Annotated in this window: 20 protein-coding genes; 12 read left to right on the top strand and 8 right to left on the bottom strand. The window is 65.1% G+C overall.

What is annotated here, in order from left to right:
• Nucleotides 1–93: 93 nt before the first annotated feature.
• The 6 genes from FHR70_RS16450 to mmsB all read left to right on the top strand — a co-directional run bounded on the left by FHR70_RS16450 (nucleotide 94) and on the right by mmsB (nucleotide 5,272).
• Nucleotides 94–1,590 (top strand): CoA-acylating methylmalonate-semialdehyde dehydrogenase, encoded by a 1,497-nt coding sequence (locus FHR70_RS16450; protein ID WP_183452104.1) that lies wholly within the window; start codon nucleotides 94–96, stop codon nucleotides 1,588–1,590.
• 7 nt (nucleotides 1,591–1,597) lie between these two features.
• Nucleotides 1,598–2,191, top strand: a complete 594-nt coding sequence (locus FHR70_RS16445) for a hypothetical protein (RefSeq protein ID WP_183452102.1) — start codon at nucleotides 1,598–1,600, stop codon at nucleotides 2,189–2,191.
• Nucleotides 2,192–2,285: 94 nt separating this feature from the next.
• A complete protein-coding gene (locus tag FHR70_RS16440) occupies nucleotides 2,286–3,437 on the top strand; it encodes an isobutyryl-CoA dehydrogenase (protein ID WP_183452100.1) in 1,152 nt (383 codons plus the stop codon).
• A 139-nt stretch (nucleotides 3,438–3,576) separates the two neighbouring features.
• The gene (locus FHR70_RS16435) at nucleotides 3,577–3,954 is read left to right on the top strand and encodes a DUF5367 family protein (protein ID WP_183452098.1); all 378 of its coding nucleotides are present in this window, start codon (nucleotides 3,577–3,579) and stop codon (nucleotides 3,952–3,954) included.
• Nucleotides 3,951–4,385: a DUF4267 domain-containing protein gene (locus tag FHR70_RS16430; RefSeq protein WP_183452096.1), complete on the top strand. Its 435-nt coding sequence runs from the start codon at nucleotides 3,951–3,953 to the stop codon at nucleotides 4,383–4,385. Before FHR70_RS16435 ends, FHR70_RS16430 begins: the two co-directional genes overlap by 4 nt.
• Nucleotides 4,382–5,272 (top strand): 3-hydroxyisobutyrate dehydrogenase, encoded by an 891-nt coding sequence (gene mmsB, locus FHR70_RS16425; protein ID WP_183452093.1) that lies wholly within the window; start codon nucleotides 4,382–4,384, stop codon nucleotides 5,270–5,272. Before FHR70_RS16430 ends, mmsB begins: the two co-directional genes overlap by 4 nt.
• A gap of 155 nt (nucleotides 5,273–5,427) precedes the next feature.
• Here mmsB and FHR70_RS16420 read toward each other — a convergent pair whose 3' ends face one another.
• Complete coding sequence (locus FHR70_RS16420) at nucleotides 5,428–6,558, bottom strand: FAD-dependent oxidoreductase (RefSeq protein WP_183452091.1); 1,131 nt, start codon at nucleotides 6,556–6,558, stop codon at nucleotides 5,428–5,430.
• Nucleotides 6,559–6,677: 119 nt separating this feature from the next.
• Between FHR70_RS16420 and FHR70_RS16415 the strand changes: the two genes are divergently transcribed.
• On the top strand, nucleotides 6,678–7,889 hold the full coding sequence (locus FHR70_RS16415) for a peptide ABC transporter permease (protein ID WP_183452089.1): 1,212 nt from the start codon (nucleotides 6,678–6,680) through the stop codon (nucleotides 7,887–7,889).
• 242 nt (nucleotides 7,890–8,131) lie between these two features.
• Nucleotides 8,132–9,301 (top strand): M20 aminoacylase family protein, encoded by a 1,170-nt coding sequence (locus tag FHR70_RS16410; RefSeq protein WP_183452087.1) that lies wholly within the window; start codon nucleotides 8,132–8,134, stop codon nucleotides 9,299–9,301.
• Nucleotides 9,302–9,421: 120 nt separating this feature from the next.
• Here FHR70_RS16410 and FHR70_RS16405 read toward each other — a convergent pair whose 3' ends face one another.
• From FHR70_RS16405 to ribA, 3 genes are all read right to left on the bottom strand, one after another.
• Nucleotides 9,422–11,104, bottom strand: coding sequence for an L-lactate permease (locus FHR70_RS16405; protein WP_183452085.1), 1,683 nt, complete (start codon nucleotides 11,102–11,104; stop codon nucleotides 9,422–9,424).
• Nucleotides 11,105–11,294: 190 nt separating this feature from the next.
• Nucleotides 11,295–12,014, bottom strand: coding sequence for a DUF4198 domain-containing protein (locus FHR70_RS16400; protein WP_183452083.1), 720 nt, complete (start codon nucleotides 12,012–12,014; stop codon nucleotides 11,295–11,297).
• A 207-nt stretch (nucleotides 12,015–12,221) separates the two neighbouring features.
• The gene (gene ribA / locus FHR70_RS16395) at nucleotides 12,222–13,334 is read right to left on the bottom strand and encodes a GTP cyclohydrolase II RibA (RefSeq protein WP_183452504.1); all 1,113 of its coding nucleotides are present in this window, start codon (nucleotides 13,332–13,334) and stop codon (nucleotides 12,222–12,224) included.
• A gap of 247 nt (nucleotides 13,335–13,581) precedes the next feature.
• Here ribA and FHR70_RS16390 point away from each other — a divergent pair, with 247 nt between their 5' ends.
• A complete protein-coding gene (locus FHR70_RS16390; RefSeq protein WP_183452081.1) occupies nucleotides 13,582–14,535 on the top strand; it encodes a hypothetical protein in 954 nt (317 codons plus the stop codon).
• Here FHR70_RS16390 and FHR70_RS16385 read toward each other — a convergent pair.
• Both FHR70_RS16385 and FHR70_RS16380 read right to left on the bottom strand, forming a co-directional pair.
• Entirely contained in the window at nucleotides 14,498–15,457 is a 960-nt protein-coding gene (locus FHR70_RS16385; RefSeq protein WP_183452079.1) for a DMT family transporter, read from the bottom strand. The two genes, FHR70_RS16390 and FHR70_RS16385, sit on opposite strands and share 38 nt — an antisense overlap.
• Before the next feature lie 69 nt (nucleotides 15,458–15,526).
• Nucleotides 15,527–16,273, bottom strand: a complete 747-nt coding sequence (locus FHR70_RS16380) for an RT0821/Lpp0805 family surface protein (protein WP_183452077.1) — start codon at nucleotides 16,271–16,273, stop codon at nucleotides 15,527–15,529.
• A gap of 215 nt (nucleotides 16,274–16,488) precedes the next feature.
• Here FHR70_RS16380 and FHR70_RS16375 point away from each other — a divergent pair, with 215 nt between their 5' ends.
• Entirely contained in the window at nucleotides 16,489–16,752 is a 264-nt protein-coding gene (locus tag FHR70_RS16375) for a hypothetical protein (RefSeq protein ID WP_183452075.1), read from the top strand.
• A gap of 53 nt (nucleotides 16,753–16,805) precedes the next feature.
• Here FHR70_RS16375 and FHR70_RS16370 read toward each other — a convergent pair whose 3' ends face one another.
• Both FHR70_RS16370 and FHR70_RS16365 read right to left on the bottom strand, forming a co-directional pair.
• Nucleotides 16,806–18,584, bottom strand: a complete 1,779-nt coding sequence (locus FHR70_RS16370) for an SLC13 family permease (protein WP_183452073.1) — start codon at nucleotides 18,582–18,584, stop codon at nucleotides 16,806–16,808.
• 61 nt (nucleotides 18,585–18,645) lie between these two features.
• Nucleotides 18,646–19,110: a CAP domain-containing protein gene (locus FHR70_RS16365; protein WP_183452071.1), complete on the bottom strand. Its 465-nt coding sequence runs from the start codon at nucleotides 19,108–19,110 to the stop codon at nucleotides 18,646–18,648.
• Nucleotides 19,111–19,262: 152 nt separating this feature from the next.
• Here FHR70_RS16365 and FHR70_RS16360 point away from each other — a divergent pair, with 152 nt between their 5' ends.
• Both FHR70_RS16360 and recQ read left to right on the top strand, forming a co-directional pair.
• A complete protein-coding gene (locus FHR70_RS16360; protein WP_183452069.1) occupies nucleotides 19,263–20,534 on the top strand; it encodes a BaiN/RdsA family NAD(P)/FAD-dependent oxidoreductase in 1,272 nt (423 codons plus the stop codon).
• Complete coding sequence (gene recQ, locus FHR70_RS16355) at nucleotides 20,531–22,333, top strand: DNA helicase RecQ (RefSeq protein WP_183452067.1); 1,803 nt, start codon at nucleotides 20,531–20,533, stop codon at nucleotides 22,331–22,333. Before FHR70_RS16360 ends, recQ begins: the two co-directional genes overlap by 4 nt.
• Nucleotides 22,334–22,726: the final 393 nt, after the last annotated feature.

Raw genomic sequence — 22,726 nt, 5'->3', positions numbered from 1 at the left:
TTTTTGCACAACAGTGCCTCAGCTTCACCCATAGTCGTGCGATTTCAACAATGATAGAAGAAGAGCACGAAAAAACCCATCAGGAGAGACGCCATGCGCGAGGTCGGACATTTCATCGGCGGCAAGCAGGTTGCCGGCAAATCGGGCCGCACCACCGAATTCTTCCAGCCCATGACCGGCGAGGTTCTGGGCCGGGTCGCGCTCGCCTCCAAGGACGAGCTGCGCCAGGCGGTGGAGAACGCCAAGGCCGCCCAACCCGCCTGGGCCGCCACCAACCCGCAGCGCCGCGCCCGAGTGATGATGAAGTTCCTGGAGCTCATCGCCAAGGAGATGGATCCGCTGGCCGAGATGCTCGCCCGCGAGCACGGCAAGACCATCGTGGACGCCAAGGGCGACATCCAGCGCGGCGTCGAGGTGGCGGAGTTCTGCACCGGCATTCCGCACCTCCTGAAGGGCGAGTTCACGGAAGGCGCCGGCCCGGGCATCGACATGTATTCGATCCGCCAGCCGCTCGGCGTGGTGGCCGGCATCACGCCGTTCAACTTCCCGGCCATGATCCCGCTCTGGAAGCTCTCGCCGGCCATTGCCTGCGGCAACGCCTTCATCCTCAAGCCCTCCGAGCGTGATCCGGGCGTGCCGATGCGCCTCGCCGAACTCATGATGGAGGCGGGTCTTCCGGCCGGCATCCTCAACGTGGTCAACGGCGATAAGGAAGTGGTGGACGCGATCCTCGACGATCCGGACATCAAGGCCGTGGGCTTCGTCGGCTCCTCGCCGATCGCCCAATACGTCTATTCCCGCGCCTCGGCCAACGGCAAGCGCGCCCAGTGCTTCGGCGGCGCCAAGAACCACATGATCATCATGCCGGACGCCGATCTCGATCAGGCGGCGGACGCGCTCATCGGCGCCGGCTACGGCTCGGCGGGCGAGCGCTGCATGGCGATCTCGGTGGCGGTGCCCGTGGGCCGCGCCACCGCCGACGCGCTCATGGACAAGCTGATCCCGCGCGTGGAAAGCCTCAAGGTCGGCCCCTCGACCGACCCGTCGGCCGATTTCGGCCCCATGGTCACGAGAGCCCACATGGAGAAGGTGCGCTCCTACGTGGATATCGGCGTGCAGGAAGGCGCGAAGCTCGTGGTCGACGGCCGCGACTTCAAGATGCAGGGCTATGAGAACGGCTTCTACATGGGCGGCTGCCTCTTCGACGAGGTGACCACCGACATGCGCATCTACAAGGAAGAAATCTTCGGCCCCGTCCTGTCCGTAGTGCGCGCCAAGGATTACGAGGACGCCCTGCGCCTTCCCTCGGATCACGAATACGGCAATGGCGTCGCGATCTACACCCGCGACGGCGACGCCGCGCGCGACTTCGCCTCGCGCGTGAACGTGGGCATGGTGGGCATCAACGTGCCGATCCCGGTGCCGCTCGCCTATTACACCTTCGGCGGCTGGAAGGCCTCGGGCTTCGGCGACCTGAACCAGCACGGCCCGGACGCGGTACGCTTCTACACCAAGACCAAGACCGTCACGTCCCGCTGGCCTTCCGGCATCAAGGAAGGGGCGGAATTCTCCATTCCGACGATGAAGTGAGGATGGCTTGAAGGCCGCTTCGCGAAAAAATCTCGCCGCCGCTCTCATCCTGGGAGCGGCGGTTTTCGCATGGCCGGTTCAGGCGCTTCAGTGCCTGGACGCACGTGATATGGGGGTGGGTCCGAGTAGACCTTACACCCAAATTGCCGACCTCATCGTGCAACTCGGCAAAGAGAAAATCTCAAAAGCTCAAGCTGTTTTCAAAGGACGGCTTATTTCTGCGGTTCCCATACCTCAATCCGATATGAGTGATATTCAGGATTTCGTGCTGACCTATGAGGTCGCAGCATGGAAAAAGGGGCGTGGCGGATCGCAGGCTAAGCTTCTCCATTCAGTTTGGTGTGGTGGCTCATGCGATAGTCCAGAAATCGTTGCCGATTTTATGCGGCAAACCGATGAGAGAATATACATTGGAGAGCCCGCTTCTCTCGAAGAGAGCGTAAAAGACCTGGATGGCACGGTTAATATCTGCGCCTACCGAGACTCAATGCGCCCTATCAGTGCGGAACTATCTAGTAGAGGTCAACTAAACCACAGGTACTTCCTGTTTCTCCTTTCAACGACCGAGGCGCTTGAAAAGCTTCCTGCCCAAGCTCCTTGAACTGCTCTTTTTCAAGATTGCTTGGTGTACCTAGTAACTGCCCTAAGTCGAAAGTCACGGTTGCCCAAACCCCTCTGGTATGACGATTGAGGCCATGACCCAGTTTTCCCTCACCGACGATCAAATCGCCGTCCGCGACATGGCGCTGGCCTTCGCGGCGGATAACCTCGCACCCCATGCCCTGGAATGGGACGAGAAGAAGCATTTTCCCGTGGACGTGATGCGGGAGGCAGCAAGCCTCGGCATGGCGGCGATCTACACCCGCGATGATGTCGGCGGGTCGGGCATGACGCGGCTCGACGCGGCGCTGATCTTCGAGGCGCTCGCCACCGGCTGCCCGGCCGTCTCGGCGTATCTGTCGATTCACAACATGGCCACATGGATGATCGACCGCTACGGCTCGGAGGAGCAGCGCCAGCGCTACATCCCGCGCCTCGTCACCATGGAGCTGATCGCGAGCTATTGCCTCACCGAGCCGGGCTCGGGCTCGGATGCGGCCGCGCTCAAGACCAGAGCCGTGCGCGACGGTGACCATTACGTGGTCAACGGCGTGAAGCAGTTCATTTCCGGCGCCGGCACCTCGGACATCTACGTGACCATGGTGCGCACCGGCGAGGACGGCCCCTCCGGCATCTCGACCCTGGTGATCGAGAAGGATATGCCCGGCGTGTCCTTCGGCGCGCAGGAGAAGAAGATGGGCTGGAACGCGCAGCCCACCGCCGCCGTCATCTTCGAGGACGTGCGCGTGCCCGTGGCCAACCGGCTCTCCGACGAAGGCCAGGGCTTCAAGATTGCCATGTCGGGCCTCGACGGCGGGCGCATCAACATCGGCGCCTGCTCGCTCGGCGGCGCGCAATCGGCCCTCGACAAGGCGCTGGCCTATACGGGCGACCGCAAGGCTTTCGGCAAGCGCATCGCGGATTTCCAGGCGCTGCAGTTCAAACTCGCCGACATGGCGACCGAACTCGAAGCGGCACGCACCTTCCTGTGGCGTGCGGCATCCGCACTCGACGCCAAGGCGCTCGATGCCACCAAGCTCTGCGCCATGGCCAAGCGCATGGCCACCGATGTGGGGTTCCAGGTGGCGAACGACGCGCTGCAGCTCCATGGCGGCTACGGCTATCTGGCCGATTACGGCTTGGAGAAGATCGTGCGCGATCTGCGCGTACACCAGATTCTTGAGGGCACCAACGAGATCATGCGCCTGATCGTGGCGCGCGACCTCGTGGGGCGCGGCAACCGATGACCTTGAATGGCGGGAGCTTCGCCAAAACCCTCATCCTGAGGAGCGAAGCGTCTCGAAGGATCAGGGCGTTTCCAGTTCTCTCTGGATCCTCCTTCGAGACGCAGCCCATGGCTGCTCCTCAGGATGAGGTGGGAGTTTGATGAATCCGGCTTTGAAATCGCTCGGCCTGGGCTTCGGTCTCGCGGCCGCGATCTTCGCGCTGTTCCACTTCGCCGGCACATGGTTCTTCCTCGATGGACGGCGGCCGTTTCAGCTCAACTTCACGGCGGGAGCGGCACTCGGCCTGGTGTTCGGTTTGCTTCTCGACCGCGTCCTGCGCGTGTCGCGTAAAGCCGCAACCCAAGCCATGGCGTTCGTTGCCGTTCCCGGCATGCTGATCATGGCAGCAATCGGCTCGCATTTCGCCGTGTTCTTCCCGCGGCTCGATCCCGCCCTCGACAAAGTGTTCGGCTCGCTGATGCTGTGGTTCTACGGCTTTGCGCTGGCGGGTGCGCTCTGGAGGGCACGGGGCCGATGATGGCATTGGACAGGCCGCGAGGGTTGCCGGGAAACGAGCCGAGCACCTGGCTCGTGTGGCTCTTGAGTCTCGTCTTCATCGGCCTGGGAGTACTCTTTCTCGGCGCACCGGGCATCGGCTCTCTGGTTTTCGGCCTGCCGGCGCCTGAATGGACCCATGTGGGCTATCTCATCGCCATCGGGCTGCGCGATCTCGCCTTCGGGCTTTATCTGCTGATCCTGTCCTTCACGGCGAATAGGCGCATTCTGGCGTGGATCTTCGCCGCCACATTGGTGATTCCCGTCGGTGACGTGCTGATCGTTCTCATCAGCCGGGGTTTGAGCGCACCGGCCCATCTGCTGCTTCATGGCGCGAGCGCCGCCGTCATGGCGGGAGCCGCGCTCTGGCTGTTCAAGCAATCATCACACGACAACAAGGGAGGATTCACATGACCAGCATCGCCTTCATCGGCCTCGGCAACATGGGCGGGCCGATGGCCGCCAATCTCGTCAAGGCCGGGCACACAGTCACCGGCTTCGACCTGTCGCCCGCCTCCTGCGATCAGGCGAAGAACGACGGCGTGAGCATCGCCGGCTCGACGCTCGACGCGGTGCGGGACGCGGAAATCGTCGTCACCATGCTGCCCGCCGGCAAGCATGTGCTCTCGGTCTGGGCCGACATTCTGCCGGCCGTGAAGGAGGGCGCGCTCCTGATCGACTGCTCGACCATCGATGTGGAGAGCGCCCGCAAGGTGCACACCATGGCGCGGGAGCAGGAGCGTAATCTCACGAGCCTTGACGCTCCGGTCTCCGGCGGCGTCGGCGGTGCGAAGGGCGCGACGCTCACCTTCATGGCAGGCGGCGCCAAGCAAGCGTTTGATCGCGCCGAGCCGATCCTGTCGAAGATGGGCAAGAAGGTGGTGCATTGCGGCGAGGCCGGCGCCGGTCAGGCGGCGAAGATCTGCAACAACATGATCCTCGGCATCTCGATGATCGGCGTGTCGGAAGCCTTCGTGCTGGCGGAAAAGCTCGGGCTGTCGCATCAGGCGCTCTTCGATGTCGCCTCCACCTCCTCGGGCCAGTGCTGGTCGCTCACCACCTATTGCCCCGTGCCCGGCCCGGTGCCGACCTCGCCGGCGAACAACGATTACAAGCCGGGCTTTGCCGCGGCCCTGATGCTGAAGGATCTGAAGCTCGCCCAGGAAGCGGCGCTAGCCTCCGGCGCCTCGACGCCGCTTGGCGCCGAGGCCGCGCAGCTTTACGCGCTGTTCGCCAATGCCGGCCATGACGGCGATGACTTCTCCGGCATCGTCAACTTCCTACGCGGGCAGAAGGGTTGATCGTCGGCGAATCGGCGGATCACACTTTTCACAACTCACTTTCCTCATCCTGAGGAGGATTGCGTGAGCAATCCGTCTCGAAGGAGGATCCAGTACTCTCTGGAAGCTCCTTCGAGACGCAGCTGCGCTGCTCCTCAGGATGAGGTCCGAGGGACTCAGGCGAACCGGCGCATGAAGCGCCGGTCGATGAAATCCTTCAGCCGCCAAGCGAGACGGCCCTCGAAGGCGAGGAAGCGGCCGCGCCCGCCGATGGCGCGTCCGTCGCCGGTGGCGATCAGCAGCAGGTGATCGCGTTGTGGGATGTAGCTTTCGAGAGCCTCGCCCCGCACAGCCCGCCGCAGGTTGCGGGCCAGCACCGGCCCCTGCCGCACGGCGAAGACGCCGGCCTTGGGGTGCGGATGCGCGTTCATCGTGGCGCAGTCGCCGGCGGCGAACACGGCCTCGTCGTTCAGGATCTGCAGCGTGGGACCGACGGCAAGAAAGCCGCCCTCGTCCTTGGCCCAGTCCGTCGTGGCGAGCACGGGCGGCGGCGCCGCATGGGTCGAGACCAGCACCGCATCGGCCGGCACGCGCCTGCCGCTCGCGAGAGTCACGGCATCCTGATCAATGCGAACGGCCGCATCCTCGGCATGAACCGCGATCCCGCGGTCCTTGAGCGCCCGCGCGATGCGTCGGCGCATGCCGCTATTGATGCCCGGCGCCTCGGATGCACCGATCAGCGACACACGGATGGCACCGCTCACACGATCCCCGACAAAGGCCGCAACCGCGAAGGCGAGGCAGATCCCGGCAGCCCCTCCCCCGACGATGGCAAACCGGCGCGGACCGTTGGGCGCGAGAGCGCTCTCGAAGAGCCGGTCCCACTTCTCGAGCAGGCTGCCGATGGGCTTGACCGCGAGTGCATGCTCGGCGGCCCCGGCGATCCCCGACAGGTCCGGGGCGATGCCGATGTCGATGGAGAGGATGTCGTAGGACAATTCCTCGCCACCCTTCAGATGCACACGCTGGGCAACCCTGTCGAACCCGACCGCTTCATCCAGCACCAGCCTGGCACCGGCGGCCCGGGCGAGGCGCTCCAGATCGATGTGGATCGCGTCCCGCGTGTAGGTGCCGGCGAGGTGCCCCGGCAGCATGCCCGAATAGGGCGTCAGGCGGTCCCTGCTGACCAGCGTGATGGTGAGACCCGGCTCGGGATGGCGGGCAAAGGCTTCCAGAACCAGAACATGAGCGTGCCCGCCGCCGACCAGGAGGAGGCGCTTGCGGGCGGTTGCGGCGCTCGGTGCCATGGAGGCGGTACTCTCCGGACGAAGAGGAACGGGATGTGTTGCATGACACCTACAGCTTTTGCCGGTTTCGTCCATTAGGCTCCCGATCCCTGAACGCTCAAGGTCGATAGCCCGCCCGCATGGTCCGCCCCGTGTCCCAGACGGCCAACCCCTCCGCCGATGCCGCCGCCATGCTGCGGCGCCTCGGCTTCGCGATCCTGTTTTTCGCCGTTCCCCTGGCGGCCCTGTTCACGCGCCGCGCCCTCGTGGTGATGGCGCCGCTCGCGGTCATTCTCCTGGTCCTCGCCTCGGTGCTGGACGGCAGCGCCAAGCATGCCCGCGAGAAGATGCTGGCGCTTGCGACCTCCAGGGGGGGAATCGCCGGGCTCGTTCTGCTGTTATGGGCCGGGCTGTCCCTGGTCTGGACCCCGTTCCTGCCCGAGGCCTCCGAGCGCCTCTTCAACATCGCAGGCATGATTCTCATGGGGCTCGGCGGCTATCTGGCCGTTCCGGAGCGGATGCGTGCGGCCAATCTGTATCTCCTGCCGGTCGGCGTGGGACTGGCGGCGGTCATCGGCATTCTCCTGGCGATCCAGGGCGGCAGCCGCTTCGACCCTGAGGGCCTGAGCCTCGAGCGCGGCATGCTCATGCTGGCCCTGCTGGTCTGGCCGGCGCTCGCCTGGCTCCATTCCCGCGGCAGAAATCTGGAAGCCGTCGCCCTGGCGCTTGCAGTTGCGGTCGCGGCCCTTCTCACCCGGGAGGGGCTGCCCCTCTATGGGCTTGCCGCCGGCGCGATCGTGTTCGTCCTCACGGCAGCAAGCCCCAGGCTCGGCCCGCGCCTGACCGGCATGGCCATGGCGGGTCTCCTGCTGTTCGCGCCGCTCCTGCCCTTTCTCCTCAAGCCCGTCGTGGCAGGCCTTTTCGGCGTGAAGGCGCCGGTCACGGCCAGCCTCGAGGTCTGGCGCCAGATCGTCCTCAACGAGCCGCTGCGGCTGCTCACGGGGCATGGGCTGGAAACCGCCCTGCGCGGCCGCTATTTCGGCCTGGTGCCCCGGAACGCTCCCTCCACCCTGCTGTTCGAGATCTGGTACGAGCTCGGCGTCGTGGGGGCAGTGGCGACAAGCCTGCTGCTCTACCGGGCCGTCGTCGGAATCCAGAGCCACCGCGCCACCGTGGCGCCCGGCATCATGGCGGCCTTTGCCTGCGCCTATGCCCTGGGCTGCCTCGGCATCGGCACCACGCAGGTCTGGTGGTTCACCGCGCTCGTGGTGCTCGTGCTGATCTTCGTGGCCATCGAACGGGGCCAGTTCCGCACCACCCGGCCCAAGGCGATCCTGCGCAAGAAGTTCTAAGGTCGAGAGCATCGGACGTAAAAAGTGGACTCACACTTCTGGGATCCATCCGATGCTCCTTCTTGAATGAGCGCATCGTCTGGGCCGACAACCCGAATCCGCTTTTCACTAACGTGGCCTTTCGGGTCGCTGGCGAGGCCCGCTGGGTCCGCACGATGCTTAGTGCCATTCTGTAACGGTTGACGGGAGGCCCCCGCCTCTGCTTGGCTGAGGGTTCCTGCTTCCCAGCTCGAGGATCCTTCATGCCTGTCATCAACCGCGTCGCCGACCTCGCCGATGAAATCACCGCTTGGCGCCGCGACTTCCACGAAAATCCGGAACTCCTGTTCGACGTCCACCGCACCGCCGGGATCGTTGCCGAGAAGCTGAAGAGCTTCGGTTGCGACGAGGTCGTGACCGGCCTCGGCCGGACGGGTGTCGTGGGCGTCATCAAGGGCCGCACGAACAATTCCGGACGGGTGATCGGCCTTCGCGCCGACATGGATGCGCTGCCCATCGAGGAGGCGACGAACGCCCCCCATGCGTCCAAGGTGCCGGGCAAGATGCATGCCTGCGGCCATGACGGGCACACCGCCATGCTGCTGGGCGCCGCGAAATACCTGGCCGAGACGCGCAATTTCGATGGCACCGCCGTGGTGATCTTCCAGCCGGCCGAGGAAGGCGGCGGCGGCGGCAACGAGATGGTGAAGGACGGCCTCATGGAGCGCTTCGGCGTGCAGGAGGTCTATGGCATGCACAACATGCCGGGCATTCCCGTGGGCCAGTTCGCCATCCGGCCCGGCGCCATGATGGCGGCCGCCGACCGGTTCACCATCACCATCGAAGGCAAGGGCGGCCACGCGGCGCGTCCGCATGAGTGCGTCGACCCGGTGGTGATCTCCGCCCACGTGATCACGGCCCTGCAGACGATTGCCTCCCGCAACACCGATCCGCTCGAATCGGTTGTGGTGTCCGTCTGCACCGTGAAGGCGGGCGAAGCCTTCAACGTGATCCCGCAGACCGCGATGCTGCTCGGCACCGTGCGCACCCTCTCGCCGGAGGTGCGCGACCTCGCCGAGACCCGCATCCGCGCCATCGTGGAGAACGTCTGTGCCGCCTTCGGCGCCAAGGCCGAGGTCGATTACGACCGCGGCTACCCGGTCACCATGAACGATCCCGACAAGACCGAGTTCATGGCCCGCGTCGCCCGTGCGGTCGCCGGAGAGAACGCGGTGGACACCACCGTCCCGCCGCTCATGGGCGCGGAGGACTTCTCCTACATGCTGGAGCAGCGGCCCGGCGCCTATATCTTCATCGGCAACGGCGACACGGCCGGCGTCCATCACCCGGCCTATGACTTCAACGACGAGGCGAGCCCCTACGGCGTCTCGCTGTGGGCGAAGATCGTCGAGACCGGCATGCCGGCGCGCTGAGACCAGAGCATCGGACTCGATCCCAAGAGTGCAAGCCCACTTTTACGTCCGATGCTTTAGTCGTCACACAAACGCCGCCGGATCGCTCCGGCGGCGTTTTCCTTTGTCGTGGATCATCCGTCAGTGCAGGACCATCTGCGTGAACGGATGGACATAGGCCTGCAGCATCACGAGGCCGCCGACGAGGCAGGCGAGCACGATGGAATGCCAGAACACGAAGCGCAGGATGCTTCCCTCATGGCCGAACCAGTTCGTCGCCGTGGACGCCACGACGATGGATTGCGCATCGATCATCTTGCCCATCACGCCGCCGGACGAGTTCGCCGCAGCCATGAGAATGGGTGACAATCCGAGTTGCTCGGAGGTGATCTTCTGCAAGCCGCCGAACAGCACGTTCGATGCGGTGTCCGATCCCGTCAGCGCCACGCCGAGCCAGCCGAGCAAGGTGCCGAAGAACGGGTAGAGAATCCCCGTTCCGGCGAAGGCCAGTCCCAGCGTCGCATCGAGGCCCGAGAAGCGCGTCAGCGTGCCAATCGCCAGCATGGCCGCGATAGTGATGAGCGAGTAGCGCAGCACCCAGATGGTTTCGAACCAAGCCGTGATGAGCCTCAAAGGGGAGAAGCCCATGACGAAGCCCGCGATGATCGCCGCGATCAGAACGCCCGTGCCCGTATAGGACATGTAGGTGAACGCGAAAACGGCCGGCTCCGGCGTTGGATTGGCCACGATGGGCGCCACCTTCTGCACCATGTTGTGCAGACCCGGAATCGGATAGCTCCAGGTGAAGATCGGATTGACCAGTGCCTTGAACCAGCCGGTGCCCCAGATCGCGACGATCACCGACAGGATGATCCACGGCACCCAGGCCCAGATCACCTCATTGCGGCTCGCCTGAGGCGTCACGTTGGCCGTGCCGGCGCCGAGCGGTGCGGGCTGTGTCAGGGTTGTCGCGGAGATGTCATGTGTGCGCAGGGCCGGAGAGGTCCAGATCTCCCTCGGGCGCCAGATCCGCATGAAGCCGACGAGGCAGGCCATGGAGATCAGGGACGCCCCGATATCGACGATCCAGGGGTTGATGTAGTTGGAGATCAGGAACTGCGGAACCGCGAAGGACACGGCGCAGACGAGAATGGCCGGCCAGATCTGCAGCATGCCGCGGAAGCCCGCGAAGACCCAAATCAGCCAGAAGGGCACGATGATCGAGAAAAAGGGCAGCTGACGTCCGACCATGGCGCCGAGAACGTAAGGGTCGAACCCGGTGACCGAGGCAAGGCCTTGGATCGGAGCGCCGAGGGCGCCATAGGCCACTGGCGCCGTGTTGGCGATGAGCGAGAGACCGGACGCTGCCAGGGGCGAGAATCCGAGCCCGATGAGGATAGCACCCGTCACGGCGACTGGAGTGCCGAAGCCGCCTGCACCCTCGAAGAACGCCCCGAAGGAGAAGGCGACGAGGAGCAGTTGGAGACGGCGGTCCGTCGTGAGGTCGCCGACGGATTGCTGGAGGGTGGCGAACCATCCCCTTTCCACCGTCAGCCGATAAAGAAAGATGACGTTCAGGATGATCCATCCGATGGGAAACATGCCAGTGGCGACGCCGAACAGGGCCGCGCGTGTCGCAAGTCCGGCCGGCATGGTGAACAGGAAGACGGAGACGGCAATGGCCGCAAGAAGGGCGATGATTGCGGCAATGTGAGCCTTCACCTTGCCGGAGGCGATCATCACCAGGAGCAGGACGACGGGGATGGCGGCCGCGATGGTCGACAACACCGTATTGCTGAAAGGATTATAGACCTGGTTCCACATGGCTTTCCCCTGGATCCGCCGGCTCGGCCGGCGCACATGGCAAAGCGGTCAGGCCGGACCGGTCAGGCCGCCATAAGGAAAGCTAAGGCCGGGATACACGGTGGCAATACTGGGCGGAGACAGCGCGCTCGGGAAAGGCTGACCCCTCACGAGATCAGCCTCCCGGCTCCTCTCACCGTGTCAGGAGCAATCAATCCTCCTCGTGCGGCAGGGTGAAGGACAGGGTCGCGAAATAGCTCACCTGATCGATCTCCGCATTGTCCGGCGTCTTCTTTGCGTGTGACACGCCGATCACGTTGAGCCCGTCGTTGCGGACGAACAGCGTCACCTTCCCATCCTGATCCGTCCTGTTGCTCTGGGCGTGCCCGTCATTGACGTAATCGACATAGAGCGCAACTCCCGCGAGCGGCTTGCCATCCGCAAAGACCTGAACGGGAAGATCGTCACCCATCTTCAATGTCATGGGATCGGCCAGCGCCACGATCTCGAGGCCCTGCCCGGTCGGCTTCGGCGCGGCCCCACTCTTCAGGATCGTCGTGTTGATCTTGATCGAGTGACTCGCCGATTGTGCGCCGGTCACCTGGCTCTTCGGCTTGTTCACTGACTTGCCGTCGGGGCCCTTCGTCCAGATGCCGTTGTCGAGAATCACCGTCAGGGCGACCGCGTCCGTTGCGGGCTCGACCAGGGCGTTCTTGGCCTGATGCAGGACCTTGCTGTCCCGCTTCTCGCCCGAGGCGAGATACGAGACGGCGCTTTTCACCTTTTCCGGCTTATAGGCATCGTCCCCGGCGCCGTGGCCATAGATGATGGCGAGATCGCCGTGGCGTTGGGCCGTCCAGATTCCGTGAGCCTGGGCGGCACTCGTCAAGGCCCCGGCGACGGCTAGGGCAATGGATAGTTGACGCAGCATTCGTTGATGTCTCCTCACATTCATGAGCTACGTATAGTATACTATACGCAGACAATCCGAGCATCAAGAACGGGAGGTTTTGCGGCACAAAACCAAGGATTTACAATGATTTATGCAATAGGCGCCGTGAGGGATTGCGCGGCCAATCCACAGAAACCTTTCAGACCTGGAGGAGCGATCAGATGGGCTCTCAGGCCGGGAGAGGCCTCAATCCTTGCTCGAGCAGGCCAGCATGCCCTCGAGATCGATATAGTGCCCGGCCCGGTCGCGCTTGGCGGCAAGATAACTGACGTTTTCCGCCGTGGGGCGGCCGAGCACGCGGTGGTCGGAGATCACCTCGAGCCCGGCTTGGCTGAGGGCTGCGATCTTCTCAGGGTTGTTGGTCATCAGCCGGACCTTGCCGACGCCGAGCGCCTTCAGCATGACGGCGGCGAAATCGAAGCGGCGCTGATCCGCCTCGAAGCCCAGCACCTCGTCGGCGTCGTAGGTGTCGTAGCCCTGCGATTGCAGCTTGTAGGCCCTGATCTTGTTGGCGATCCCGTTCCCGCGCCCCTCCTGGTCGAGATAGAGCAGGATGCCGCCCTCATTCTGGGCCATGAACCGCACGGTATCGCGCAGCTGGTCGCCGCAATCGCATTTGAGGCTGCCGAAAAGATCGCCCGTGAGGCAGGCCGAATGCAGCCGCACGGAAACGGGCTTCGAGAGGTCCGGCTTGCCGACGATGATCGCCACCTGATCGCGCAGGCCCTCGCCGCCGCGAAACACCACGAACTCGCTGGTGGGCGCGCCTTCCAGAGGCACGGGGGCGCGGCTGACGACGGTGAGACCGGCCGCCTTGGCGCGCCGATAGCCGCGGATCGCTTCGCCCGAGACACGGATCAGGGACGCGTCGATGTCGATCCCTGCGGCCAGCGGCACCACGATCACGGCCGGCAGGACAAGGGACAGGCGGGCGAGTTCCAGCGCCTCCTCGTCGAGGGCGTCGGCGGGACGGACCGGCGCATCGATGCGGCTGTCGATCTTCAGGGCCAGGGATTCGACGCGGGCGCGGTCGATCACCGGCAGGGCCACACGCCCGGGAACATCCCGCTCGAGGCCGAGGCGGCGAAGCCTTGCGGCCGGAAGCACCAGATGGCCCCGGGGGCCTGCAACGGCTCCGATCTCGGCGGCCCTGGCCTCGTCCAAGTCCTCGACGCCGATCACGAGCGCGCTGCCCTCAAGACCGTCGATGACGACCGGCCGGGCGCTGCGGAACTCCATGATCGCCCGCTCGACCAGGGTCGTGGCGGGATTGTCGGACAGGCTCAAGGTCAGGCGCATCATCGAAAACTCGGGCAAACAGCCTCACATCCGGTGGAACATCAGGTCTATCGGGCTGACGGCATCTGAAGCCAAGCTTCAGGCTCGTTCGCACCCTAGCACAGGCCTGATCCGATCCCTAATGCCAGAGATGTGATGTCTGCCATGCCGGATCAACAGTCCCCACTGCAAAGCCTTCTTGGCTCGACGGCAAAGTGGGTCCGCGCTATCTACCAGCCCCGCTTCCGCCAAACATCGGACGATCTCCATGCTCCTTCCCAGGCTCCTCGCCCTTGGCTTCCTTGGTCTTGCCACCACGGCCAGCGCCGCCACACTCGACGGACTGGCGGTCGAGGTGACGAATACCAGCGAGCCGGTGCTCTGCGCCGAGAAGGACAACGTGGCGATCAACTTCGCTTCGCCGGAGGTGCGGCACTTCCAGATCGAGGCCGTGCATCCGGCCTATATGGGCGCCCTCAAGCAGGATCGCTGGGAGCCGGACTGGACCGCCTGCGAGGATATCTCCGAGGCGACCTCCACCAAGCCGCACCCGACCATGTCCACCCTCTACGAGGATGGGAACGTGCGGATCATGGGCCTGTCCTTCACCGAGTTCTGGCGCCCGAGCGACGTGACGGTGACCATCGGCGACAAGGTCACGCCGAAGATCCACCTGCTTCAGCTGCTGAAGAAGCGCGGCGACAAGGCCGTCGAGGTGCTCGTGATCTATCCGGGCGACGGCTATTGGCGCATCAAGCCGCTTCCCCCGGAGCATCTCGACTGGACCTCCTACGGCTCGTCATTCCTGGTCGGTCCGGTGGAGTTCGATCAAAGACCCGTGGTGAACCTGAAGGACGTGGCTTTCGACCCTGCAACCATGACCTTCACGCTCACCCTGGCCAAGGGCGGCAAGGCGAGCGTTGTCATGAAGGCGCTCAACGAGGAGCGCATGACCCTCGACGTCACGTTCGATCAGGCGGTCTCCGGCCTGCCCTTCGCAGGCCTGCGGTCCATGTACGTGACCGAGTTCAATGCGGACGTGGCCCGCGTGGCCGTGCGGGAGGAAGGCGCCCGCTCCTGGCGCGAGGACATGATCATGAATTTCCAGGGCGGCAAGGCCACCGATGCCTGGATGGGCCGGCTCGTGCCGTCGCGCCACAACACCAGCGCGCCGGACATGATGTTCAACCGTTTCCGCGCGTCACCAAGTCCTTCGCGCTGAACCGCCTCATCAAAGCCGAGATCGCGCGGCCGTCGATGAGGATGAGGCCCGCGCCGATCAGCGCCATGCCGGCGACGTGCCGCGCCGCGAGCGTTTCGCCGAGGATCAGCACGCCGAGCAGAATGGCGCTCACCGGAATCAGGAACGTGACGAGACCCACATTGGTGGCACCGGCGCGTGCGAGCAGGCGGAAGAAGATCAGATAGGCAAAGGCCGTCGAAACCAGACCAAGAGCCAGCAGCGACAGGATGGTCTGCGCGCTCGGCAGGCTGAGGGTCCAGGGCTGATCGACGATCAGCGCCACCGGCAGCAGAAGCGCGCTCGAGGCCGTTACCTGTCCGGCCGCCGTCGCCAGAGGCGGGATGCCCATGGTCTTGAAGCGCCGCCCGAACACTCCCGAGAAGCCATAGGACAAGGCTGCGCCCAGCACGGCGAGTTGCGCCAGGATGCTTGAATCCCACGCGGTCATGGCCGCGGCACCGATCATCACGGCGACGCCGAGGAAGCCCACGATGACGCCGGCCAGTTTCTGGCCCGTCAGCCGTTCGTCATCGGTGAAGTACTGCGCCACGATCACGGTGAAGAGCGGCGTGGTGGCATTGAGGATGGAAGCAAGCCCGCTCGCGATATGGCTTTGCCCCCAGACGATGAGCGTGAAGGGAATGACGTTGTTGAGGATCGACATGCCGAGAAAGGCGGTCCAGGCCTGACGGGTGCGCGGCAGGTCCACCCGCATCAGCTTGAGAACGAGAAGCAGGGCAAGAGCGGCGGTCGCCACGCGGATCGCCACGATGGTCAGCGGCGGCAATTCGCGAACCGCAACACCATTGAAAAGAAAGGATCCTCCCCAGACGATGGACAGGATGGCGAGCAGCGCCCAATCGGACGCCGTCATGGTCTTCTGGACGGAAGCTTGTGTCATATCCGCACTCTCAACAGGCCCTGACGGACATGGCATACACCGTGCGATGTGACGACCCGTTTTCTGCGGTCAGGACAAAGCGTACCACACGCCCTTGTCACGGCAGGCCAGCATGTCGCCTCTGCGCACAGTTTCTCCGCTGCGCCACTCCCGCGCGAAGGAGCGGCAGTCGAGCCCCCCGAACGAACTCCTGTCGGTTTTCTGGAGGGTGACCTTTCCGGAGGCTCCCGTTGCCGGGTTCTGCCAGGCGGCACTGCTTCCGGCCGATCCGTTCAGGATGGCCAGAACCGCACGGGCCTCCGACGGACGATCGGCATCGGGAACGAGTTGCTCGGCCCTCTGCTGAGCCTCTCCCGCGGCGATGCTGGCGCTCATCTGCGCCCGCACGCTGGCCAGTTGGCCCGCCAGCATGGCATTTCCAGCGCCCTGCATGGCGAGGTTGTATGCCGAACCCGGAAGGCTGAGACCGCCCGTCAGGGCGGCATCGGCCGCATTGTAAGCCGCTGACTGGGCCATCTTGGCCGATTGTTCGGCCATGATGCGCACGGCCTCCTGATCGAAAGCGGCCATGAAGTTCGGCTGCGACACGTCTCCTGCCGCGATATCCGCCAGCCGCGGAGCAATATTGGTGAAGTCAACCCTTGAGGCGTCCGCCTCGGCCTCGGCATTGCGAGCCATGTCCACGGCCGCGCCCGACAAGCCGGTCGGATCCAGAGCCGATGCGACGCCGGAGGCCACGGAGCCGGCTCCTGTCTGATTGCAGGCCGCCAGCACCAGAACCAAGATTCCAAGACTCGCCAGTGCTGATGCCTTCATGGCTCCCTCCACCCTTTACGATACTTGGTATCGCAAGAGGCATGGTCTGAAAAGCCAAGATGGCGTACCCCACCCTGGCACGGTCAAGGCCGCCGTCGCTCCTCCCGGAAAGGTTCGGTTTACGACGTTGTGAACAAGATCCGCGACTTTACCCTTCGTTTATGCCTCCAGGGCGAGGCTCTGGCTCACGAGTTCGTTCCTTGTAGCGTTGCGCCATGAATCTGCCGATCTCCCGTGAACCATCCTACAGCCCGCACCACCAGCCGGTGCGAGCCGTCTCGAGATCGAGCTTCTGCGTGATACCGCACGATCCGCGGCCGGCGCGGACCACCACCTTCATCTTCGGCCGCTCGGATTCGCGCTACCGTCCGCTGCTCAACCAGGAGGAGCGGAATCGGCTGCACATCTGGGCCATGATCGTAGCGCTTTCGACCTCGGCGGCGGGCACCACCCTGCTGCTGACCGCCTTCCTGAACTAAGCGACAGCGTCGGACCCAAAGTGGATCTGCACTCTTGGGGTTGATCCGATGCTCTATGTCAGCGGCCAGACCAGCATGATCAGCGGGATGCCGATCACCACCACCAGGATCGAAAGCGGCAGCCCGAGCCGCCAGTAATCTCCGAACCGGTAGCCGCCTGGTCCCATGACCAGGGTGTTGCATTGGTGGCCGATGGGCGTGAGGAAGTCGCAGGCTGCCCCGATTGCCACCGCCATGAGAAACGCATCGGGCTTGAAGCCGAGCTGCGTGGCGAAGCTCGCCGCGATGGGCGCCATCACCAGCACGGTCGCGGCATTGTTGAGGAACGGCGTCACGGCCATGGCCGCCACCATGATGAGCACGAGAGCGCCCGTCGGCGGCAGCATGTTGGCGGCCGACGAGAGCCAGCCTGCGATCAGATCCGTTCCGCCCGTGGTGCGGATCGATTCGCTGACCGGGATCAGCGCGCCGAGCATCACGATGATCGGCCACTCGATGGTCTCATAGGCCTCGCGCAGGGTCAGCGAGCCGAACAGGACAAGCAGGACGCCGGCGCCGAAGAACGCAATGGCCACGGGCAGGATGTTGAAGGCGACGAGTACCATGGTGACGGCCAGAATGCCGGCGGGTATCAGGCTCCGGCGCGCGCTCCCCAGGCGGATCTCGCGCTCCGCAAGCGGCAGGCAGCCGAGATCGCGCAGGGTATCGGGCAGTCGCTTGAGGTTGCCCTGGAGCACGATCACGTCGCCGGCCCGCAACCTGATGGTGCGCAGGCGCTCCTTGAACCGCTCGCCGCTGCGGCTCACCGCAATGAGGTTGACGCCGAAGCGCTCGTAAAGGCCGATGCGTTCCGCCGACAGGCCGGCCAGAACCGAGTTCGGCCCGACGATCGCCTCGATGACGCCGACCTCATCCGTGGCCTCGTCCGTTTCCGGCTGGCGGTGTTCGCGACTGAGCCTTAAGCCCGCTCGAGCGACGGCGCTCTCAAGCGCATCCGATTCCCCCTCCAGCATGAGCACATCGTTCTCGCGGATGGTCGCGTCCGGAAGCGGGCTCGAACTGCGGGTCTCGTTGCGGATGATCGCAGCCACCTTCACCTCGCCATTGGCGAGCCGGTGCAGATCCGCCACCGTCTGGCCGATCACGTCGGATTCGGGCGTGACGCGGGCTTCGGTCACGTAGTCCTTGATGTCGAGGGCGGCATCGAGCGAAGCGGCCCCTTTCCGGCCCTGCGGCAGCAGGCGGTAGCCGAAGGCCAGGAAGACCACGCCCGCCAGCGCGATGCCGAGGCCCACCGGCGTGAAATCGAACATGCCGAAAGGCTGGCCGAGCAGTTCCTCCCTCACCCGCGACACGATGATGTTGGGCGAGGTTCCGACCAGCGTGACGATGCCGCCGAGAAGGGAGCCGAACGCCATCGGCATGAGGAAGCTCGATGGCGGCGTGTTGGTGCGACGGGCGATCTGGAACGCCACGGGGATCATCATGGCGAGCGCCCCGATATTCTTCACGAAGGCGGACAGCACCGTCACCACGCCCACCAGCACCACGATCTGAATCTGCGTGGTGCGCAGGTATGGCCCGACGCGGTTGAGTCCCGCCTCGAGAACCCCGGATTTCGCCACGGCGGCGCTGACCAGGAGCGCGCTTGCCACGATGATGACGATGTCGTCGCTGAAACCCTCGAAGGCCTTGTCGGCCGGCACGATACCGACCAGCACGGCCACGAGGAGCGAGAGGACCGCCACGAGGTCGTAGCGAAAGCGCCCCCAGACGAAGAGCGCCATCATCCCGGCGACGATGGCGAAGGAAAGCATTTGTTGATGGGTCATGGGGAGCGTGAAGCGAGAGGAACCGGAGTCCTAACGCGTCACGCCCTCATTAGTGCCTTCGCTATTGTCCGAGCACGAGCGCCCAGTAACGGCCATAGCGGTTGTTGGCATCCGCCCGGGCGAGGCCGATCTTACGGGCCTCGGGCATCAGGAGGTTGCTGTTATGGCCGGGCGAGGCCTTCCAGCGGCCGATGGCGCCGTCGATGGAGTCCTGGCCGGCCGAGAGGTTCTCGGCCGAGTAGCCGACGATGCCGTAATCGTCCATGCGCTTGGCGAAGCTGCCGTGGCTGAGGCGGCCGGCCGCCGCCACGGCGCGGGCCTGGTGCTCGGCTGCCTTGTTGAGGGACGAATCCACCGTCACCGGGCTCAGGCCCTTCGACACGCGATAGGCCGAGATCAGCCGCGCGGCCGCGGCCGCGTCATTGGTCGAACTCGCCAGAACGGCATCCTTGGGGGTCAAGGCCAAATCGCCAGCGCAGCCGGCCAGACCCAGCGCCACCAGTGCGCAGACGGTAAGAGCACGCATCGCATTCCCCTTCGGGCGGCGTTCAGGCGCCGCTCCCCTTGAAAAAAGACCCTGTGGCGTTCATGTGCTTCGAACCATGAACCCGATGCCGCTCAATGCCATGGTGCAGCGTGAGGGTCCAGATTCCTCGTCATCCCGCGTCAGCTGACCGCATGTCCCCACTCCCCACAGATCCCGAAGTCGCCATCATCGGCGGCGGCCCCGCCGGCCTGATCGCCGCGGAGGTTCTGGCGCGTGCGGGCCTGTCCTTGAGGGTCTACGACCAGATGCCTTCGGTCGGCCGCAAGCTGCTCATGGCGGGCCGGGGCGGCCTGAACCTGACCCATTCGGAAGAGTTCGAGCGATTCGCCGCCCGCTATGCCGAGGCCCGGCCACATCTTGCCCCCCTGATCGAGGCCTTCGCCCCGGCCGACCTGCGCGCCTGGTGCGAGGGCTTGGGGCAAGAGACCTTCGTGGGCTCCAGCGGGCGGGTGTTCCCCCGGGCGTTCAAGGCCTCCCCCCTGCTGCGCGTCTGGCTGCGGCGGTTGGACGAGCTCGGCGTGCGCTTTGCCCTGCGCCACCGCTGGCAGGGCTGGGACGATGAGGGCGCCCTCGTCTTCACCGATGCGGCCGGCGAGCCGGTGCGGACCAGGCCCGATGCCACGATCCTGGCCCTCGGCGGCGCAAGCTGGCCCCGGCTCGGCTCTGACGGCAGCTGGGTGGAACTTCTCACCCGGCGCGGCATCGCGGTCTCGACGCTTCGTCCGGCCAATATGGGCTTCCTCTGCCCCTGGTCCGAGATCATGCGAAGCCGTTTCGCGGGCGAGCCCTTGAAGCGAATCGCTCTGTCCTTCGAGGGCGCCACCGTTAAGGGCGAGGCCATCGTCACGCAGGACGGCATCGAGGGCGGGGCGGTCTACGCCCTGTCGGCCCGCTTACGCGACGCCATCGAGCGGGAGGGCAGCGCCCTCCTGCACATCGACCTGCGGCCCGACCTCTCCCCCGAGGCCCTGCTGAAGAAGCTCGATGCTCCCCGGAAAGGCCAGTCCACCTCGACTTTCCTGCGCAAAGCAGCGTCTTTAAGCCCGGTCGGCATCGCGCTTTTGCGGGAGGCGTCTCCGGCCCTGCCAACCGATCCTGGGGCTCTCGCCCGCCTGATCAAGGCCGTGCCGTTGCGGCTGACCGGCACGAAATCCCTCGACCGGGCGATCTCCAGCGCCGGCGGCGTGCCGTTCAGCGAACTCGACGAACACCTGATGCTGCGCCGGATGCCCGGCGTATTCGTGGCCGGCGAGATGCTGGACTGGGAGGCGCCCACCGGCGGCTACCTGCTCCAGGCCACCTTCGCCACGGGCATCGCGGCCGCCAAGGGAGTGCTGGCGCAGCTCCAGATTCCCGATGCCGCATTGACCTCAAGGCCCTCATCGGCCACACGGCACACGTGATCGATCCGGTTAAAATCCTCCACGACGTGTTCGGCTTCCCCTCCTTCCGCGAAGGACAGGAAGAGATCGTGCGCGCGGTGCTGGCTGGCGAGGACGTTCTGGCCGTCATGCCGACCGGCGCCGGCAAGTCGCTCTGCTTCCAGCTGCCGACGCTCGCCCGGGAGGGACTGACCCTCGTGGTCTCGCCGCTCATCGCCCTCATGCGCGACCAGGTGGCGGCTTTGCGCCATTTCGGCATCGAGGCGGGCAGCCTCAACTCGGCCAACGACCAGGACGAGAATCGCCGCGTGGTGGACGCGGTGCGCGACCGGCGCATGCGTATCCTCTACGCTTCGCCTGAGCGGCTCGCCAATACCGGCACCACCGAGTGGCTCGCCCGTTCGGGCGTCAATCTGCTCGCCATCGACGAGGCGCATTGCGTCTCGCAATGGGGCCACGATTTCCGGCCCGAATACGCCATGCTCGGCGAGGTGCGCCAGCGGCTCGGCAATGTGCAGACCATCGCGCTCACCGCCACGGCCGACGTGGCGACGCGCGGCGACATCATGCACCGGCTGTTCGAGGAGGAGCCGCGCCTCTTCATCCACGGCTTCGACCGGCCTAACTTACGGCTCGCCATGCAGGCGAAGGAGAATTCCAAGCGCCAACTCTTCGGCTTCCTCGACAAGCACCGGCACGAGAGCGGCATCGTCTATTGCTCGTCGCGCGACGCCACGGAGAGGCTCGCCGATTCCTTAAGTCAGGCGGGTTATCGCGCCCTGCCCTATCATGCGGGCATGCACCAGCAGGATCGCGCCAAGAACCAGGACATCTTCCTGCAGGAGGACGGCGTCGTGATGGTGGCGACCGTCGCCTTCGGCATGGGCATCGACAAGCCGGACGTGCGATTCGTGGCGCATGCGGCCCTGCCGAAATCCATCGAGGCCTATTACCAGGAGATCGGCCGCGCGGGCCGCGACGGCGCACCCGCCGACACGCTCACCCTCTACGGCCTCGACGACATGCGCCTGCGCCGCCTGCAGATCGAGGAGAGCGATGCGGCCGACGAGCAGAAGCGCGTCGAGCGCCAGCGCCTCAACGCGCTCGTCGCCCTGTGCGAAGCGCCGCGCTGCCGCCGCCAGACGCTGCTCGCCTATTTCGGCGAGAGCGCCGAGCCTTGCGGCAACTGCGATTTGTGCATCGACGGCGTGATGTCCTTCGACGGCACCATCGAGGCCCAGAAAATTCTCTCCGCCATCGTGCGCACCGGCGAGCGCTTCGGCACCGAGCATCTCATCAGCATCCTGACGGGAGAGGCCACGGATTCGATCCGCCGCTTCGGTCACGACAAGCTGAAGACCTTCGGCGTCGGGGGCGACCGCTCGAAGAACGAATGGCGCTCGCTGCTACGGCAGATCTATGCTGCGGGCCTGATCGGCCTGGAACTCGCCGAATACGGCCGCTGGACCCTCACCGACCGGGGTGTCGCCGTGCTCAAAGGCCAGGAGAAGATCGAGCTGCGCTCCGACGTGCTCATGAAACCGGCCGAGCGACGCCGTCGGCGCGGCCGGATGGAGGCGGATTCCGTGGTGCCGTCCGACGATCCGCTGCTCCTCGATCTGAAAGCCCTGCGCACGCGGCTCGCCAAGGAAGAGGGCGTGCCGGCCTACGTCATCTTCTCCGACCGGAGCCTCATCGACATGGCGGCCAAGCGCCCGGTGACGGTGCGCGCCTTCGGGGAAGTTCATGGCGTCGGCCAAGCCAAGCTCGACCGCTATGCGGATGCGTTCCTCGACGTGGTGAAAGCGCACGCGGGTTGAGCCAACCTTCCTCGTCATGGCCGGACTTGTTCCGGCCATCCACGTCTTCAAGACCCTTCACCGCATCCTCAACCTCATCCTGAGGAGCCGCGCAGCGGCGTATCGAAGGAGGGTCTAGAGAGCACTGGATCCTCCTTCGATACGCAGCCTAACGGCTGCTCCTCAGGAGGAGGGCGGAGGGTGACTTGCGGGGGAAAGACGTGGATCCCCGGGACAAGCCCGGGGATGACGGAGAGGGTGTCAGAACGCAAGGAGCGTCAGAACCACAAGGGTGTCATTCCCGGCCGGAGCGCAGCGGAGGGGAAGGGAATCCATAACATCGAGTATGTGAGTGGATCCCCTTCCCGGTCCTGCGGACCGCCGGGGATGACAAGGTGGATCAATGTCGCGCTT

Source organism: Microvirga lupini (assembly GCF_014191055.1).
GTDB lineage: Bacteria > Pseudomonadota > Alphaproteobacteria > Rhizobiales > Beijerinckiaceae > Microvirga > Microvirga lupini_A.
This window is presented reverse-complemented; position numbering and strand designations above follow the sequence as displayed.